Source organism: Prolixibacter bellariivorans ATCC BAA-1284 (assembly GCF_000621705.1).
In the GTDB taxonomy this organism is placed as follows: Bacteria; Bacteroidota; Bacteroidia; order Bacteroidales; family Prolixibacteraceae; genus Prolixibacter; species Prolixibacter bellariivorans.
In genome coordinates this window covers 256,054-271,999 of record NZ_JHXO01000011.1, presented here as the reverse complement: position 1 = coordinate 271,999, position 15,946 = coordinate 256,054, and the positions used below count along the sequence as shown (strand labels likewise).

Genomic DNA, 15,946 nt, shown 5'->3' with positions numbered 1-15,946 from the left:
AAAATTGGCAGAAATATAATTAATCTCTAAAAATACAGAGTATGAATAAATTTAAGAAAGTAACAACTAATTTACTCATCGCTTTTGCAGGAGCAGTCATCGCAATAGCTATTTATTCAACGACAATTGGCAAAACAAAAGTTGTCACCGTTCAGGAACCTTCGCAACCGGTGCAATTAACCAGTCTTCCTAGTGCACCTCAGGGGCAGGTTCCCGATTTAACATTTGCTGCCGAAAAATCAGTACATGCAGTAGTCCATATCCAGACCATGATTAAAAACCAGGGGTACGGTGATGGTAGCGGAAATCCCTTTTTCGATTTCTTTTTCGGCAACCGTGGAGGACAATATCAACAACAACAACCTCAATACACCCGAGCATCAGGTTCCGGTGTCATTATCAGCCCTGATGGATATATTGTTACAAACAACCACGTAGTCGACGACGCAGAAAACATTGAGGTTATCCTCAACGATGATCAAAAATACGATGCTAAAGTTGTCGGTCGCGATCCCAATACAGATATCGCCCTCGTAAAGATTGACGCAAAAAATCTTCCTTACCTTACCTGGGGAAATTCTGATGCCTTGAAATTAGGTGAATGGGTTCTGGCGGTAGGTAATCCGTTTAATCTTACTTCAACAGTTACTGCAGGTATTGTCAGTGCAAAAGGGCGTGCCATCGGCATTAACGCAGGAAAAATGCCACTGGAATCATTCATTCAGACCGACGCAGCCGTGAATCCAGGTAACAGCGGAGGTGCACTTGTTAATACGCGCGGAGAACTGGTTGGTATCAATACAGCCATCGCATCCCGTACCGGTTCTTATTCCGGTTACTCTTTTGCAGTTCCATCTGCCATCGCCGAGAAAGTAGTCAGTGATCTGAAGGAATATGGTGAAGTTCAGCGTGCATTACTTGGCGTATCGATTCAGAGAGTTACCTCGCAAGTAGCAAAAGATCATGACCTTAAAAAAATTGAAGGTATTTATATCGGTAAGGTTACTGAACATGGCGCCGCAAAAGAAGCTGGAATTCGCGAAGGCGATGTTATTCTGAAGATTGACAATACGGTAGTGAACACCAATCCGGAACTGATGGAACAACTTGCCAAACATCGTCCGGGCGACCAGGTAACATTGACCATCAAAAGGGATGGCAAACTGAAACAATACAAAGTAGTCCTCCGTAATACACGAGGAGACACAAGTATTCTCAAAGAATCCTTTTCAGTACTTGGCGCCAAATTTGGCCCCGTTTCCGATCAGGATATGCAACGCTTGCAATTGGACAGTGGAATTCAGGTAGATGAGTTATCCAAAGGAAAATTAAAAGATTTAGGAGTAAAAGAAGGATTTATCATCACCGAGATAAACAAAAAACCTGTTTCTACGGTTGATGATGTAAAACGTGCACTCAACCAAACAGAGGAAGGCCGTCCGATTCTGATTGAAGGAGTTTATCCAAATGGACAATGGGCCTACTATGTTTTTAGAGTGCAATAAGTTGAATTGTCAAAGTCCGCATAATTCTGATGACTTATTATTTGCGTGGCAATTCATTGTTTCGTAAATTTGCGGACTTTTAATCGGAGAGCATGAGACAACTTAAGATTACAAAATCTATTACGAACCGCGAGAGTGCTTCGCTCGACAAGTATCTTCAGGAGATTGGTAAAGAAGAACTGATTACCGTTGAGGAAGAAGTCGAATTGGCGCAACGTATCAAAAAAGGCGACCAGGCAGCACTCGAGAAACTGACACGAGCCAACCTTCGTTTCGTTGTTTCCGTGGCTAAACAGTATCAGAACCAGGGTTTAAGTTTGCCTGACTTGATTAACGAAGGTAACCTGGGATTGATAAAAGCCGCAGAGAAATTCGATGAAACACGAGGCTTCAAGTTCATCTCGTATGCGGTGTGGTGGATTCGTCAATCTATTCTTCAGGCTCTGGCCGAACAATCGAGAATTGTCCGTTTACCTTTGAACCAGGTAGGTTCACTGAACAAAATTAACAAGGCATTCTCGAAGTTTGAACAGGAACATCAGCGCAAACCCTCACCTGAGGAGTTGGCAAAAGAGCTCGATCTCCCGGCTGATAAGGTAGCCGACACCCTGCGTGTTTCCGGTCGCCATGTATCGGTTGATGCTCCGTTCGTTGACGGTGAAGACAACAGTCTGCTGGACGTATTGGTGAACAATGATTCACCCAATGCCGACCGCTCACTTATCGACGAATCGCTGGCAAGGGAAATTGACCGTGCTCTTGCGACCCTCACCGAAAGGGAAGCCGACATTATCCGTATGTTCTTCGGAATTGGCTGTCAGGAAATGACCCTCGAAGAGATCGGAGAACGTTTCGGATTGACACGCGAACGTGTTCGCCAGATCAAGGAAAAAGCGATCCGCCGCCTGAGACACACCTCTCGCAGCAAGTTGTTAAAAACGTACCTTGGATAAAGCGATCCGAAGCATCCATTCAAGAAAAAAATCTTATACATATAAGATTAGCCCCGCCAAAGAGCGGGGCTTTTTTATGTCTATATGTTTCGTAGTCTGAAGATTCGATATTTCTACCGCCTGCTTTTCTCTCCCGAGCGTTGCTTCAGCAACTCCTGAAGGCGATACATCTCATCACGCAGCTGGGCAGCTTCGATGAAATCCAGTTCCTTCGCTGCTTTTTCCATCTCTTTTTTCGTGTTAGCAATGGCTTTCTCCAATGCATCCACTGTCATATACTTCACAACCGGATCGGCAGCCACATCAGCCGGTGGCGGTCCGCCATACGCTTTCGCGGAAGAAGCAGCTTCTTTCTCTTTGCGGTATTCGTAACCAATTATCTCACGGGTTGCTTTAATGATTTGCTGCGGGGTAATGTTGTTCTCTTCGTTGTAAGCCATCTGTTTGGCACGACGGCGATTCGTTGAATCAATGGTCCGCTGCATCGATTTGGTGATGGTATCGGCATACATAATGACCAAACCATTCAGGTTTCTTGCGGCACGACCGGCCGTCTGTGTCAGCGAGCGTTCCGAACGGAGGAAACCTTCCTTATCAGCATCCAGAATAGCGACCAACGAAACTTCCGGTAAATCCAATCCCTCGCGAAGCAGGTTGATTCCGACCAAGACGTCGAACACTCCTTTCCTGAGATCTTCCATGATCTGCACGCGCTCCAGCGTATCCACATCGGAGTGAATATAACGGGTTTGAATATCCATCCGGGTGAAATAGGTAGTCAACTCTTCTGCCATCCGCTTGGTCAGTGTTGTGACTAAAACGCGTTCGCTCTTCTGCACCCGCTGATGAATTTCTTCCATCAAATCGTCAATCTGGTTGGTGCTGGGACGAACTTCAATTTTCGGATCGAGCAAGCCGGTTGGACGAATGATTTGTTCCACCACAACCCCTTCACTTTTTTCCAGTTCATATTCCGCAGGTGTTGCACTAACGTAGACAATCTGATTGATAATATCCTCGAACTCCTCGAACTTCAAGGGCCGGTTATCCATTGCTGCAGGTAGCCGGAATCCATATTCCACGAGATTGACTTTACGTGCGCGATCGCCACCATACATCGCCCTGATTTGCGAGATGGTCACGTGACTCTCGTCCACAACCATCAGGAAATCATCCGGAAAATAATCGAGCAAACAGAAAGGACGGGTTCCGGCTTTACGACCATCAAAATAGCGGGAATAATTCTCGATACCAGGACAATACCCCAACTCACGAATCATTTCCAAATCGTAGTTCACCCGGTCGTCAATTCGCTTCGCTTCCGGTCGTTTGCCATCATTTTCGAAAAACTCAATCTGCTTAACCAAATCGTCCTGAATTTGCCGGATAGCTGATTGCGTGCGCTCTTTCGTGGTAACGAAAATGGTCGCCGGATAAATTATAATATTGTCATGCTCATCAATTCCCTGTCCCGTTTCTGGATCAAACGAAATCAATTCTTCAATCTCGTCGCCCCAAAAAACAATTCGGTAGGCATAATCGGCGTAAGCAGGATACACATCCACCGTATCGCCTTTCACACGAAAGGTTCCCCGGTTAAAACTGACCTCGTTGCGCGAATACATCGCATCGACAAGCTGACGCAGAAAAGCATTCCGGCTAACGGTTTCACCAACTTTTAATGTCGACACATTCTGATGAAAATCTTCAGGATTACCGATACCATACAGGCACGAAACCGACGAAACGACAATCACATCGCGACGTCCGGAAAGCAAGGCCGAAGTAGTACTCAGCCTCAACTTTTCAATTTCATCATTGATCGATAAATCCTTTTCAATGTATGTATCCGTAACCGGAAGATAGGCCTCCGGCTGGTAATAATCATAGTACGAAACAAAATACTCCACCGCGTTATCCGGGAAGAACTGCTTCATTTCGCTGTATAACTGCGCTGCCAATGTTTTGTTATGGCTCAAAATCAACGTAGGTCGATCAACCCGTTCAATCACATTGGCCATAGTAAACGTCTTTCCCGAGCCCGTAACACCCAGCAATGTCTGGTGCTTCGCTCCATCGTTCAATCCCCTAACCAGTTGATTAATTGCTTCCGGTTGATCGCCGGTAGGTTGATATTCTGAGACAATTTTAAACTTCATAGCTAACGGTTATTCGTTTAAACCGAACGAGTAATATACAAAAAAGTTCTCCTTCCGGCCGGAAGGAGAACTCTATGTAAATCCTATTATTTAATTACCGATGCAGGATAAAATACACCGGAAAATGATCGCTGATACCACCGTAATAATTCGGTCCGCCATAGGTTCGGTTAGGTGCCATTTCTCCCTTTTTATTATGGTATTCCATCCATTTTTCATGAAAAACCATACCTGAGGCCGGAACGGTAGTCCACCCATTTTTCGCTGTCAACAAATCATGCGACACAACCAGGTTATCGAGCATGTTCCAGTTACCACGGAAATAATAGGTTCCTTTTCCCTTCATGGAAGCCTGGTAAAGCAGACTGTGCAACGTGCCATCCGTACCCGGAATCGCTTTCAACACATCGAACAGACTCTTGTTTTCCGGTTCATCGTTCATATCGCCCATGATGATGATCTTGCTCCGGGGATTAATCGCAAGCAATGAATCAACCTGCGCCCGAAGTACAGAAGCGACAAAGACGCGTTTGGGTTGCGATTTTTCGAGTCCCCCCAGACGTGACGGCCAGTGATTCACAAACACATGAAGCGTGTCATGTTTACCTGTCAATAATTTCGCGTAAAGAATGTCACGCGTATGATAATCCGGATCATCTTTAAAGTGAATCCCGATAACCGTATGCGTTATCTCTTTAAAGATGTCGGGGCGATAAAGTAATGCCACATCAATGCCCCGGTAATCGGGACTCTCTTCGTGAATAATCTGATATTTTTCAGGAGCCATTCGCTTGGTCCGGACTAAATCATTCAGCACCGACTGATTTTCAATTTCAGCCAATCCGATTAATCCCGGTTCACCAACCGTATCCACATCCATTAAAACATGCGAGATATCATTCAGCTTTTTCGTATAGCGTTCGCTATTCCACTTTTTGGGAGATTCGGGAGTGAACTCAAAATCACGTTCGCCCTGATTATTAATGGTATCGAACAGATTTTCCACATTGTAGAAAACCACCGAAGTAGCTTTTACTTTTGGTTCACTCTTTCTGGGAGTACTACACGAATCGATGAGCAGCAGGCTTCCCGCCAACATCATCGCTAAGAAAAAACGATTATACTTCACGGCCAATGGTAACTTCATAGTATTTGGTAACATCAGTTGCAATCATTCCGGCAGATTCAGCAGCCTGCAATCCAAGTTTTCCGTCTTCAAAAACCTGGCAATCAGCTGGATTTACCTGAATCAGCTTGGCAGCAGTCAAAAATGTTTCGGGATCTGGCTTATGGTGCGTTACATCCTCCGCCGCGACCAAATGCTCAAAGCATTCTTTTACTCCGGCTTTTTCCAAAGCCATCCACGCCAACCGCCTGTAACCACCGGTGCCACATGCCATGGGCAGTTTCCCGTGGTATTCATGAATCAATTCGACAACCGGCTCCACTGGTTTTACCTTATGAATATTCTCTTCATAACGCAACTCCTTGATTCGGGCAAACTCTTCCGGGGCAAAATTCTTGTTGAATTTCTCCTTCAGTAGCTGACACGTCTCCAGTGCTGGCATTCCTGTCACCGATTCAAACAAAGGAATCGTGAAATCAATGCCATACTCTTTCGCAGTGTCCCTCCATGCAATATAATGCACCGGCATTGTATCGCAAATCGTCCCGTCTATATCAAAAATAAGCCCGCGAGCCCGCGGATCAACTTCTAACTTGTAATTCATAAAGAAATAAAAATAGATGTAAAAATAACGAATCCTTCGTTATCTGCCTATCACGTAGCAATTAGTTTAAGAAAACTTAAAATGACTGACCAAACTGCTGAAAATTCCCTATTTTTCGCCGTAACAATCAATTGAAATAACAAATGAGTAATAATCCGTTTTACCTCTATACCATCATTCCCCAATGGGCAATTTTCCTGGGAATTGGGCTGGTGATTTTCGGCTATGTGGAAAAGAAAGGAAAACTATCTATCGCCGGATGGCTGACCATTGTAGCCACGGGACTTTTCGCTCTGGGTGTGAATCTTTTCGGCGATTTGAATCCCCACCCGTTACCCGACGGAAATATGCCAGTCGATTTTCAGGTACTCGCGTTAGGATGGCAAGCCGGAATTGCCGGAATTTTGGCGTTATTCTCCATCCTTCTGCGGCAGCGAAAAAGCAAACGGTATTCTATATTGGCCATTTTAGCAGTAGCCTATGCAATTGCTGTATTCTTCCAGTACAATCATTTTATCCGCAATGGAGGTGAAAAACCGGCGGTAAAACAGGAAGCACCGATGAAGGATTCGCTCAAATAGAAATTAGTAGTTGTTATGATTGCAAAAACACCCAAGCCACCCTACTATGCCGTTATTTTTAGCTCGGTAAGAACCGAGGGAGACAATGGATATGCCGCCATGTCCGATAGAATGGTCGAGTTGGCGAAACAGCAAGATGGGTTTATCGGCGTGGAAAGTGCCCGCAATGAGTTAGGAATTACCGTCTCTTATTGGCGTGATCTGGATTCCATCAGAAAATGGAAGGAAAATGCGGAGCACACAGTAGCAAGAGAAAAAGGGAGAAGAGATTGGTATCAAAGCTTTAAAACCCGGATCGCAAAGATTGAACGCGATTATGATTTTGAGAGAAATAGCGACGAACAATAAAACAAAAAGAGGAAGGCTTTCGGCCCTCCTCTTTTTTATATGATAATAAACGGGAGTTTATGCAAGTTTACTCAGCGCATTCTTGATACGGGAAATCGCTTCGCGTAATTCGGCTTCCGAAGCAGCATAAGAAATCCGCAAACAATTCGGGTCACCAAAAGCAGCACCAGTAACCACACCAACATGCGCTTCATTCAGCAAATACATGCTTAAATCGGTGGCGTCGTTAATCACAGTGTCGCCAACTTTCTTTCCAAAATAATGAGTTACATCCGGAAACACATAGAAAGCGCCATCGGGCTTGCTGGTTTTCAATCCGGGGATTTCCGCCATCAGCTCCATCACCATGTCGCGGCGTTTCTCGAACTGAGCAACCATTTTGAATACCTCGGAATTATCGGAGTTAATAGCAGCGGCCGAAGCGATCTGAGCGACCGAGTTCGGTCCTGATGTATACTGTCCCTGCAATTTGTTACATCCCTTAGCAATCCAGGTTGGAGCAGCAATGTAACCAATCCGGTAACCAGTCATAGCGTATGCTTTCGAGACACCGTTTACTACGATAACCTGATCCTTGATGGCATCGAATTGACCGATGGATTCGTGTTTTCCGCCATAAGTGATGTACTCGTAAATCTCGTCGGAAATGACAATGATATTTGGATGCTTGGCAAAAATGTCAGCAAAAGCTTTCAATTCTTCGCGGGTATATAATTTCCCGGTAGGATTGCTGGGGCTACTGAACAGAAAGGCTCGTGTCTTAGGTGTAATAGCTGCTTCGAGTTGAGCCGGCGTAATTTTGAAATCGGAATCAACCGAAGTTTCAATCACCACGTTTTTACCTCCCGAAAGCTTTACCAGTTCAACGTAAGTAACCCAATAAGGAGCCGGTACAATAACCTCGTCACCTTCTTCGACCACCACCTGCAACACATTGGCAAGTGAATGCTTGGCACCGTTGGAAACCACGATTTGGTCAGGAGTATAATCCAAACCGTTGTCGCGTTTCAACTTATTGACGATGGCATTTCGCAACACCGGGTATCCGGGAACCGGAGAATAGTGCGAAAAATTTTCATCAACTGCTTTCTTGGCAGCTTCCTTAATGAATTCGGGTGTGTCGAAATCGGGCTCACCCACTCCCAAACTAATTACGTCAATTCCCTGTTCTTTCAATTCACGGCTTTTTTGGGCCATGGCCAGGGTTTGTGAAACGGATAGACGTGCAATCCTGTCGGCAACTTTTTCCATAATAGTCTGAATCAGAAAATTTGTTCAATTACCGGCCAAACTATGTTCCGGTGAATTTTCGGTAAATTTCTTTATAATTGTTATAGTTTCCGAGGGCAAAGTAGAAATTTTTATTGGACCCCGACTCTATTAAATGGACAATTGACAAAAAAGTTCATCATATTTTAACAGATTAACAGTTTTCGTCTGGAAAAATTTAAAATTTTCTCAAATGGATGGCAATATCAATAGTTTTTATGAAATCTTGAAAATTACTTTACCGGCCCTGGTTGTATTCTTAACCGCTTATTTTTTGTTTCGCGATATGCTCGAAAATAGTCAGCGACAAAGAGAATTTGAATTCAGGGTCGAAAATCAGGGACAAGTAACACCCGTCCGGTTGCAGGCCTATGAAAGGCTAACGATGTTTCTCGAGCGTATTTCACCCCAATCGCTTTTAAACCGCACCTTATCGGCTGATATTTCGGCCGCCCAATTTCATTACGAATTGCTTAAGCAAATCCGGCAGGAATACGAACACAACCTTTCGCAACAGATATACGTATCAGTTCCGGCGTGGGAAGCACTAAGAGGAGCAAAAGAATCGTTAATCATGCTCATCAACCAGGCAGCTGATGAAGTAAAGAAGGACGATCCCGCCATTTCACTGAGCAACCAGATTTTCAAGCAATACATGGAGCTGGAGGAGCAGCCGGTAGCCATTGCGCTGGCTGAATTAAAAAAAGAGGTTCGTATGTTGTTTTAAAAGAATGTAGTAATCAGCAAGTAATCTGACAAATCGCTGTTTTTTCACATTTTTTATGAGGATAAAATAAACAATTCCCCCCTATTATCGTGTTATCAACACAGTAACCACCGAACCATAAATCATGAAGACAATAACGGCCAACCGAAAAGAACTTTTCGATACCCGTACCCTCATCCTCAATGCAGGAACAGCCGATGAAATGCGGCAACGGATATTATCCTATTTTCACCAGACATTTGATATAGACGAACATCTATTCGAAGTATTTGCCGACGAATCGGCTATGTATAAACGGGCCGATCCGCTTCGTCACCCGCTGATTTTCTACTTTGGTCACACCGCGGTATTCTTCATCAATAAACTCATTCTGTCTAAAATCATTGACAACCGCATCAATCCAAAATTCGAATCGATGTTCGCCGTCGGTGTTGACGAAATGTCGTGGGATGATTTGGATATGAACCATTACGACTGGCCCCCGATTGATGAAGTTCGTGCTTACCGGAAGCAGGTTCGTGAACGCGTCGACCAGGTGATCCGTGAGACTCCGCTTAATCTTCCAGTCAACTGGAAAAGTCCGTTCTGGGTTATAATGATGGGCATTGAGCACGCGCGCATCCATCTCGAAACCTCGTCGGTTTTAATCCGTCAGCTTCCGCTGAAATATTTGAAGCCAGTTGGAGGTTGGAAAATTTGCGATGAAAATGGTCAGGCACCAGCCAACACCTTACTTCCCGTAGACGGCGGGATGGTTGAGATGGGAAAAGACCGGGAACATCCGCTTTATGGCTGGGACAATGAATATGGCCAACACAAAGTGGAGTTGAAGCCGTTCAAAGCTTCGAAATATCTGTGCTCCAACGGCGAATTTCTGGAATTTGTGGAAGCAGGCGGCTACCGCGAAGAAAAATACTGGACCGAAGAAGGCTGGAGCTGGAGAAGCTACAAAGAAGCCGAACATCCGTTATTCTGGATAAAAGACAGCAACGCTTGGAAACTCCGGCTCGTTTACAACGAAATAGCTATGCCGTGGTCATGGCCCGTCGAGATTAATTACCTCGAAGCTAAAGCCTTTTCCAATTGGAAATCGGAAGTAACCGGCCGTTCCATCCGGTTAGCTACAGAAGAGGAGTGGTATCGGATGCGCGATTTGGCACAAATTCCCGATCAGCCATACTGGGATAAAGCGCCCGGCAACATCAACATGGAGCAATACCAGAGTCCCTGTCCGGTGAACGAATTCGCATTTGGCAACTTCTACGATATCATCGGCAACGTTTGGCAGTGGACAGAGACGCCCATATCTGGCTTTGGTGGCTTCAAAGTTCATCCGTTCTACGACGACTTTTCAACGCCAACATTCGATCTGCGACACAATCTCATCAAAGGTGGCTCATGGATTTCTACTGGAAACGAAGCCACCCGCGATGCGCGTTATGCGTTCCGCCGGCACTTTTATCAACATGCCGGTTTCCGGTATGTGGAATCTGAAAATCAGGTAGTCATTCAACGCGATGTATATGAAACCGATCCGGAAGTGGTACGCTATTGCCACGCTCAATACGGACCTGGCTTACATGGGGTCCCTAATTACCATCAGGCAATAGCTGAAATGTGCATCGAAAGAATGCACGGCAAAACCGGACGTGCACTCGATTTGGGTTGTAAAACCGGGCGTTCGACCTGGGAACTGGCCCGAGCCTTCGACGAAGTGACCGGTTTGGATTTCACCGCAAGGAATATTCGACTGGCTATCGAACTTCAGGAAAACGGAAACATGCAATACATTTTCCCGGAAGAGGGCGAACTGGTCTCTTATCATCAGATTAATCTGAAGGACCTCAATATGGAAGCCTTGACCAAAAAAGTTGCCTTTTACCAGGCCGACGCATCCAACCTGAAAGACCTGTACACCGGTTACGATCTGATTTTATTGAATGATATTCTGGATGAAATGTACAATCCGTCAAAACTCCTCAATCAGGTACACGAAAGACTCAATGACGGCGGCATGCTGGTCATTGCTTCTTCGTACAATTGGGATGAGGAACGAACGGAGAAAAGCAATTGGGTAGGTGGCTACCGCGAAGACGGCGAACCCGTTTGGACGCGGGAAGCGTTGAATCAATTGCTTTCAGAACATTTCGAGCAGGTTGACAAAGACGAACATCTACCATCCGTGTTGCCCTATTCCAAACGAAAATACGAAGTGAAGAACATCGAAATTTCCTTCTGGGAAAAACGTTAACAAGCAAATAAGCTATCACATAGTCCCTTGTCCATCAGTCGGGCAAGGGATTTTTTATGCCTAATTTGACTACAATTCTGAATAACGTTTCAGGAAAGCATATTTCATTTCAAGTCACGATATCGACGGTTCACTCCTTTTTCATCCCGATCACCGCCATTTACGTCATAATTTTGCCCAAAATCAAAAGGTGAAATAATGATGAGAACCTCAGTGAAAGGATTTCTGACAACAGGCTTATTGACGGTGATAATCCTGTTTTTCAACGCATGTAAAGAGAAAAAGACCGAACAGACCACAATGCAAACCGTAAAAATCGATACGGTTATGCAGGGTCGTCAAATGCAATCCGTTCAATATCCCGGGAAAATTAAACCAGCCACCGAAGTGAATCTGGCTTTCCGCGTTGCGGGACCAATTCTCCATTTTCCGGTGCAGGAAGGTCAGTTTGTAAAGAAAGGACAACTGATAGCGGAAATCGATCCCCGCGATTACAAGATACAACTGGCAGCCACCCAGGCCGAATATGACCAGGTAAAAGCCCAGGCCGACCGGGTAAAAGAGCTATACAAACGCAACAGTGTAACGCCCAACGATTACGACAAAGCTATTTCGGGTCTGAAACGCATTACGGCCAAACTCGCAGCCAACCGAAACGCTTTGAAAGATACCCGGATGGTTGCTCCTTTCGACGGTTATATTCAGAAGAAATTCTACGACAATCACGAAACGGTGGATGCCGGTTATCCGATTGTCTCGTTCCTCAACACAGCACATTTTGAAGTAAATGCCGACATTCCGGCTACCGATTATATCCGGCAAAACCAATTCGCCGGCTTCTCCTGCACGGTGGATGTATATCCCAATCAGCCTATTCCGCTGAAATTGCTGGAGATTGTTCCCAAATCAAATATGAACCAACTATACCAGGCTCGTTTCCGTTTAGAGCCTCCCCAGGACCTGCACGTGGCAGCAGGCATGAGTGTCAACATTACCATCAATTACCTTTCGGGAAAACAGAATCTGGTACTGGTTCCGGTCACTGCTGTTTTCGACAAAAATGGAAATTCCATGGTTTGGGTTTACTCACCCGAATCTCATCAAATCAAAGCCCGGCAGGTAACTACGAAAGCCGTTCGCAGTAATGGAACGATGGAAATCACCTCCGGATTAAAGCCAGGAGAATTGATCGTTACTGCCGGTGTTCATTCACTGAAAGAAGGACAGAAAGTACAACCGCTGGCACCCGTTAGCAAAACGAATGTGGGAGGACTGTTATAATGAATCTGACTGAAAGCGCATTTAAAAATAAGCCACTGGTTTATTTCCTGCTTTTCGTCCTGATTGCCGGCGGAGCTTATTCCTTTTTCAAGATGAGCAAGCTCGAAGACCCGGAAATCAAAGTAAAGCAGGCCCTGGTAATAACCGTTTACCCGGGGGCTTCGGCCCATGAGGTCGAGCTTCAGGTAACTGACAAACTGGAGAAAGCCATTCGTTCGATGGGTGACATCAAAACCGTCGAATCACGCTCGCTGGATAATTATTCCGAGATAAAGGTCGAGCTGAAAAGTACGACCAAGAAAAGTGAACTGGAGGAAAAATGGGACATCCTTCGCCGGAAGATACACGATGCCCAAGTTTCAATGCCCGATGGAGCAAAGCAGTCCATGGTTGTCGATGACTTCGGCGATGTATATGGTATGTTTTATGCCATGACGGCCGATGGTTACAGCTACGAAAAAATGTCGGACTATGCTGACCTGGTAAAACGTGAAGTTCAGAATATACCGGGTGTCAGCCGGGTACATATTTACGGAGAACGCACACCCTGTGTCAACGTAGAATTTCGTGAAAATAAAATGGCCAATCTAGGCGTTCATCCGGCCGAAATACTGAGCACACTGAACAGCCAGAACAAAACGGTTTATGCCGGAGAGTTCAACGCCGGAAGCAAGCGTCTTCGGGTAGCGGTGAACGATACCTACAAAAGCATTGACGATATCAGGAATCTGTTGATTCAGGGACACGAATCGGACCAAATCCGGTTAAAGGATGTGGCCACCGTGACCCGAGGTTATAAGGAACCTTATAGCCAACTAATGCGTTACGACGGACAAAAAGCGGTAGGCATAGCATTCTCAATGGAACCCGGCGGTAACGTTATCAGTTTAGGTCAGAAAATCGATGATAAACTGGCAGAATTGCAAAAAGCCAGAATTCCGGCCGGCATCAGCTTCCACAAAGTATTCTTTCAGCCCGACAAAGTGGAAGATGCCATCAAAGGCTTCATGATTAACCTGCTTGAATCGGTGTTGATTGTGGTTGTCATCCTGATGATCACCATGGGACTGCGGAGCGGTATTCTTATCGGAAGCGGACTTATCATAACCATATTGGGATCATTCCTGTTCCTTAACTTTTTCGATGGAACACTGCAGCGTGTTTCACTGGCTTCACTGATTGTAGCCATGGGAATGCTGGTCGACAATGCCATTGTGATTGTAGATGGTATTCTGGTTGATTTGCAAAATGGGGTGAAGAAGTCAAAGGCCTTACGCAATACTTCGAAAAAAACAGCATTGCCGTTGTTGGGAGCTACGCTGATTGCCATTATCGCCTTCCTCCCCATCTTCCTATCGCCTGATACGTCTGGCGAATATGTCCGCGACCTGTTTATCGTTTTGGCCGTATCGCTGCTGCTAAGCTGGGTTCTCGCACTAACGCATATCCCCATCATCGCTGAAAAGCGCTTCAAGAAATCGAAAATAAAAGGGAATGGAAAAGGTGCACACGAAGGTAAAATATATGACTTCTTCAGGAAAATACTGAACTTCCTGTTGTACCACCGAATCCTCACCATTGGTGCCACCATCTTGCTGTTAATAATCACCACTTTCTCATTCAAATATGTCAAACAGGGATTCTTTCCCGACTTGAGCTATAATCAGCTTTACATCGAGTACCGGGCTCATGGCGGAACCCGTATTGAGCAAGTGAACAGTGACCTGCACAGCATCGAGCAGTACTTGATGAAACAACCGGAAGTGACACATGTAACTACCAGTGTGGGTGGTACACCGGCGCGATATAACCTGGTTCGGTCTATCACACTGCCCTCTTCCAATTATGGTGAACTGATCGTCGATTTTACCGATCCGGATGCACTCAAAGAGAAAATGCCCGCTTTGCAGAAATACCTGACAGCTCATTATCCTCAGGCCTATGTACGCATGAAGCGGTATAACCTGATGTACAAGGAGTATCCCATCGAAGCACAGTTCACCGGTCCCGATCCGGCGGTTCTGAAACAGCTTGCAAGCAAAGCTGAAGACATCATGAAAGCAGAGCCAACGGCTACCCTTGTCACCAACAACTGGGAGCCCGAAACCCCTTACCTGAAAGTGGATTATTACCAACCATTGGCTCGTCAGGCCGGACTATCCCGAAGCGACGTTAGCCTGGCGTTGCTGGCAGCCACCGATGGCTTGCCCGTCGGTCAATACCACGAAGGCAGACATACACTCCCGATTTATCTGAAGAGTGCCAATGCAGAGGGCAAACCCGTTGAAAAGCTGGATAACATTCCGGTCTGGAGTCTCACCCCCACTATCGGCAATATTAGTCCGCAAGAGTTGCGGGGATTGTTGACCGGGCAGACTACCAAGGCCGATCTTCTGGAGAAAGCAATGGGAAGTAAGCCGCTCAATCAGGCTACCAAAGGTATTTCTCCCCAATGGGAAGAACCAGTGGTGCGTCGGTACAATGGCGAACGGGCTATCAAAGCACAGTGCAACAATGTGCCCGGGCATTCGCCGGAAGAAGTTCGTCGAAATATCAAAGACAAAATCGAAGCGATCAAACTGCCCGACGGTTACCACCTAAAATGGCAGGGCGAATATGAAGCCAGCAGCGAATCGCAGAAGTATCTGTTCATGCATTTGCCCATGGCGATTATCCTGATGATTGGTATCCTGATTGCCTTGTTCAAGGATTTCAAGAAACCAGCTATCATCCTGCTCAGTTTGCCGCTGGCTACCATTGGGATTGTTTCGGGAATGCTCTTGTCGGGAAAAGAGTTCGGCTTTGTCGCCATCGTTGGTGCCCTGGGACTGATTGGTATGATGATTAAGAACGGTGTAGTGCTCATTGAGGAGATAGGCCTGCAAATCGAATCGGGGAAAGACCGTTATCAGGCGATCATTGACTCATCGGCTTCGCGTTTACGCCCCGTGATGATGGCCTCCTTAACCACCATTCTCGGTATGATTCCGCTCCTGCCAGACGATATGTTCGGCTCGCTGGCGGTCACCATTATGGCCGGCTTGCTGGTCGGAACGCTCATCACGCTGATTTTTATACCGGTGCTCTATTCCCTTTTCTTTCACATTCATCATCCCAAACGGGAAGCATCTAAAAAGTAATC

Annotated in this window: 12 protein-coding genes; 8 read left to right on the top strand and 4 right to left on the bottom strand. The window is 45.8% G+C overall.

The features are described from left to right. Positions 1–41 precede the first annotated feature (41 nt). Together T426_RS0115950 and T426_RS0115945 are read left to right on the top strand one after the other, a co-directional pair. Positions 42–1,505 (top strand): Do family serine endopeptidase, encoded by a 1,464-nt coding sequence (locus tag T426_RS0115950; protein WP_025864421.1) that lies wholly within the window; start codon positions 42–44, stop codon positions 1,503–1,505. A 92-nt stretch (positions 1,506–1,597) separates the two neighbouring features. Continuing rightward, positions 1,598–2,458, top strand: coding sequence for a sigma-70 family RNA polymerase sigma factor (locus T426_RS0115945; protein ID WP_025864420.1), 861 nt, complete (start codon positions 1,598–1,600; stop codon positions 2,456–2,458). A 113-nt stretch (positions 2,459–2,571) separates the two neighbouring features. Here T426_RS0115945 and uvrB read toward each other — a convergent pair whose 3' ends face one another. The 3 genes from uvrB to T426_RS0115930 form a co-directional block, all read right to left on the bottom strand. Then, positions 2,572–4,617: an excinuclease ABC subunit UvrB gene (uvrB, locus tag T426_RS0115940; protein WP_025864419.1), complete on the bottom strand. Its 2,046-nt coding sequence runs from the start codon at positions 4,615–4,617 to the stop codon at positions 2,572–2,574. A 94-nt stretch (positions 4,618–4,711) separates the two neighbouring features. After that, positions 4,712–5,764: an endonuclease/exonuclease/phosphatase family protein gene (locus tag T426_RS23985; RefSeq protein ID WP_081782425.1), complete on the bottom strand. Its 1,053-nt coding sequence runs from the start codon at positions 5,762–5,764 to the stop codon at positions 4,712–4,714. Continuing rightward, positions 5,736–6,347, bottom strand: coding sequence for an HAD family hydrolase (locus T426_RS0115930; protein WP_025864417.1), 612 nt, complete (start codon positions 6,345–6,347; stop codon positions 5,736–5,738). The genes T426_RS23985 and T426_RS0115930 overlap by 29 nt, the downstream gene beginning before the upstream one ends. 143 nt (positions 6,348–6,490) lie before the next feature. On the opposite strand from T426_RS0115930, the gene T426_RS0115925 reads away from it, so the two are divergent. Continuing rightward, entirely contained in the window at positions 6,491–6,928 is a 438-nt protein-coding gene (locus tag T426_RS0115925; RefSeq protein WP_025864416.1) for a hypothetical protein, read from the top strand. Between the two features lie 15 nt (positions 6,929–6,943). Further along, positions 6,944–7,276 (top strand): antibiotic biosynthesis monooxygenase family protein, encoded by a 333-nt coding sequence (locus T426_RS0115920; RefSeq protein ID WP_025864415.1) that lies wholly within the window; start codon positions 6,944–6,946, stop codon positions 7,274–7,276. Between the two features lie 57 nt (positions 7,277–7,333). Here the strand turns inward: T426_RS0115920 and T426_RS0115915 are convergent, their stop codons facing one another. Then, positions 7,334–8,527: a pyridoxal phosphate-dependent aminotransferase gene (locus tag T426_RS0115915; protein WP_025864414.1), complete on the bottom strand. Its 1,194-nt coding sequence runs from the start codon at positions 8,525–8,527 to the stop codon at positions 7,334–7,336. A 211-nt stretch (positions 8,528–8,738) separates the two neighbouring features. Between T426_RS0115915 and T426_RS0115910 the strand changes: the two genes are divergently transcribed. From T426_RS0115910 to T426_RS0115895, 4 genes are all read left to right on the top strand, one after another. Further along, positions 8,739–9,272 (top strand): DUF7935 family protein, encoded by a 534-nt coding sequence (locus T426_RS0115910; protein ID WP_025864413.1) that lies wholly within the window; start codon positions 8,739–8,741, stop codon positions 9,270–9,272. Between the two features lie 124 nt (positions 9,273–9,396). Beyond that, a complete protein-coding gene (gene ovoA, locus T426_RS0115905) occupies positions 9,397–11,523 on the top strand; it encodes a 5-histidylcysteine sulfoxide synthase (protein ID WP_025864412.1) in 2,127 nt (708 codons plus the stop codon). A 198-nt stretch (positions 11,524–11,721) separates the two neighbouring features. Next, positions 11,722–12,804 (top strand): efflux RND transporter periplasmic adaptor subunit, encoded by a 1,083-nt coding sequence (locus T426_RS0115900; RefSeq protein ID WP_199898563.1) that lies wholly within the window; start codon positions 11,722–11,724, stop codon positions 12,802–12,804. Continuing rightward, positions 12,804–15,944, top strand: coding sequence for an efflux RND transporter permease subunit (locus T426_RS0115895; RefSeq protein WP_036985467.1), 3,141 nt, complete (start codon positions 12,804–12,806; stop codon positions 15,942–15,944). Before T426_RS0115900 ends, T426_RS0115895 begins: the two co-directional genes overlap by 1 nt. The last annotated feature ends 2 nt before the right edge of the window (positions 15,945–15,946 follow it).

Coding starts and splice junctions, on each gene's coding strand:
- T426_RS0115950 (WP_025864421.1), top strand. CDS start 42: ATGAATAAATTTAAGAAAGTAACAACTAATTTACTCATCGCTTTTGCA.
- T426_RS0115945 (WP_025864420.1), top strand. CDS start 1,598: ATGAGACAACTTAAGATTACAAAATCTATTACGAACCGCGAGAGTGCT.
- uvrB (WP_025864419.1), bottom strand. CDS start 4,617: ATGAAGTTTAAAATTGTCTCAGAATATCAACCTACCGGCGATCAACCG.
- T426_RS23985 (WP_081782425.1), bottom strand. CDS start 5,764: ATGAAGTTACCATTGGCCGTGAAGTATAATCGTTTTTTCTTAGCGATG.
- T426_RS0115930 (WP_025864417.1), bottom strand. CDS start 6,347: ATGAATTACAAGTTAGAAGTTGATCCGCGGGCTCGCGGGCTTATTTTT.
- T426_RS0115925 (WP_025864416.1), top strand. CDS start 6,491: ATGAGTAATAATCCGTTTTACCTCTATACCATCATTCCCCAATGGGCA.
- T426_RS0115920 (WP_025864415.1), top strand. CDS start 6,944: ATGATTGCAAAAACACCCAAGCCACCCTACTATGCCGTTATTTTTAGC.
- T426_RS0115915 (WP_025864414.1), bottom strand. CDS start 8,527: ATGGAAAAAGTTGCCGACAGGATTGCACGTCTATCCGTTTCACAAACC.
- T426_RS0115910 (WP_025864413.1), top strand. CDS start 8,739: ATGGATGGCAATATCAATAGTTTTTATGAAATCTTGAAAATTACTTTA.
- ovoA (WP_025864412.1), top strand. CDS start 9,397: ATGAAGACAATAACGGCCAACCGAAAAGAACTTTTCGATACCCGTACC.
- T426_RS0115900 (WP_199898563.1), top strand. CDS start 11,722: ATGATGAGAACCTCAGTGAAAGGATTTCTGACAACAGGCTTATTGACG.
- T426_RS0115895 (WP_036985467.1), top strand. CDS start 12,804: ATGAATCTGACTGAAAGCGCATTTAAAAATAAGCCACTGGTTTATTTC.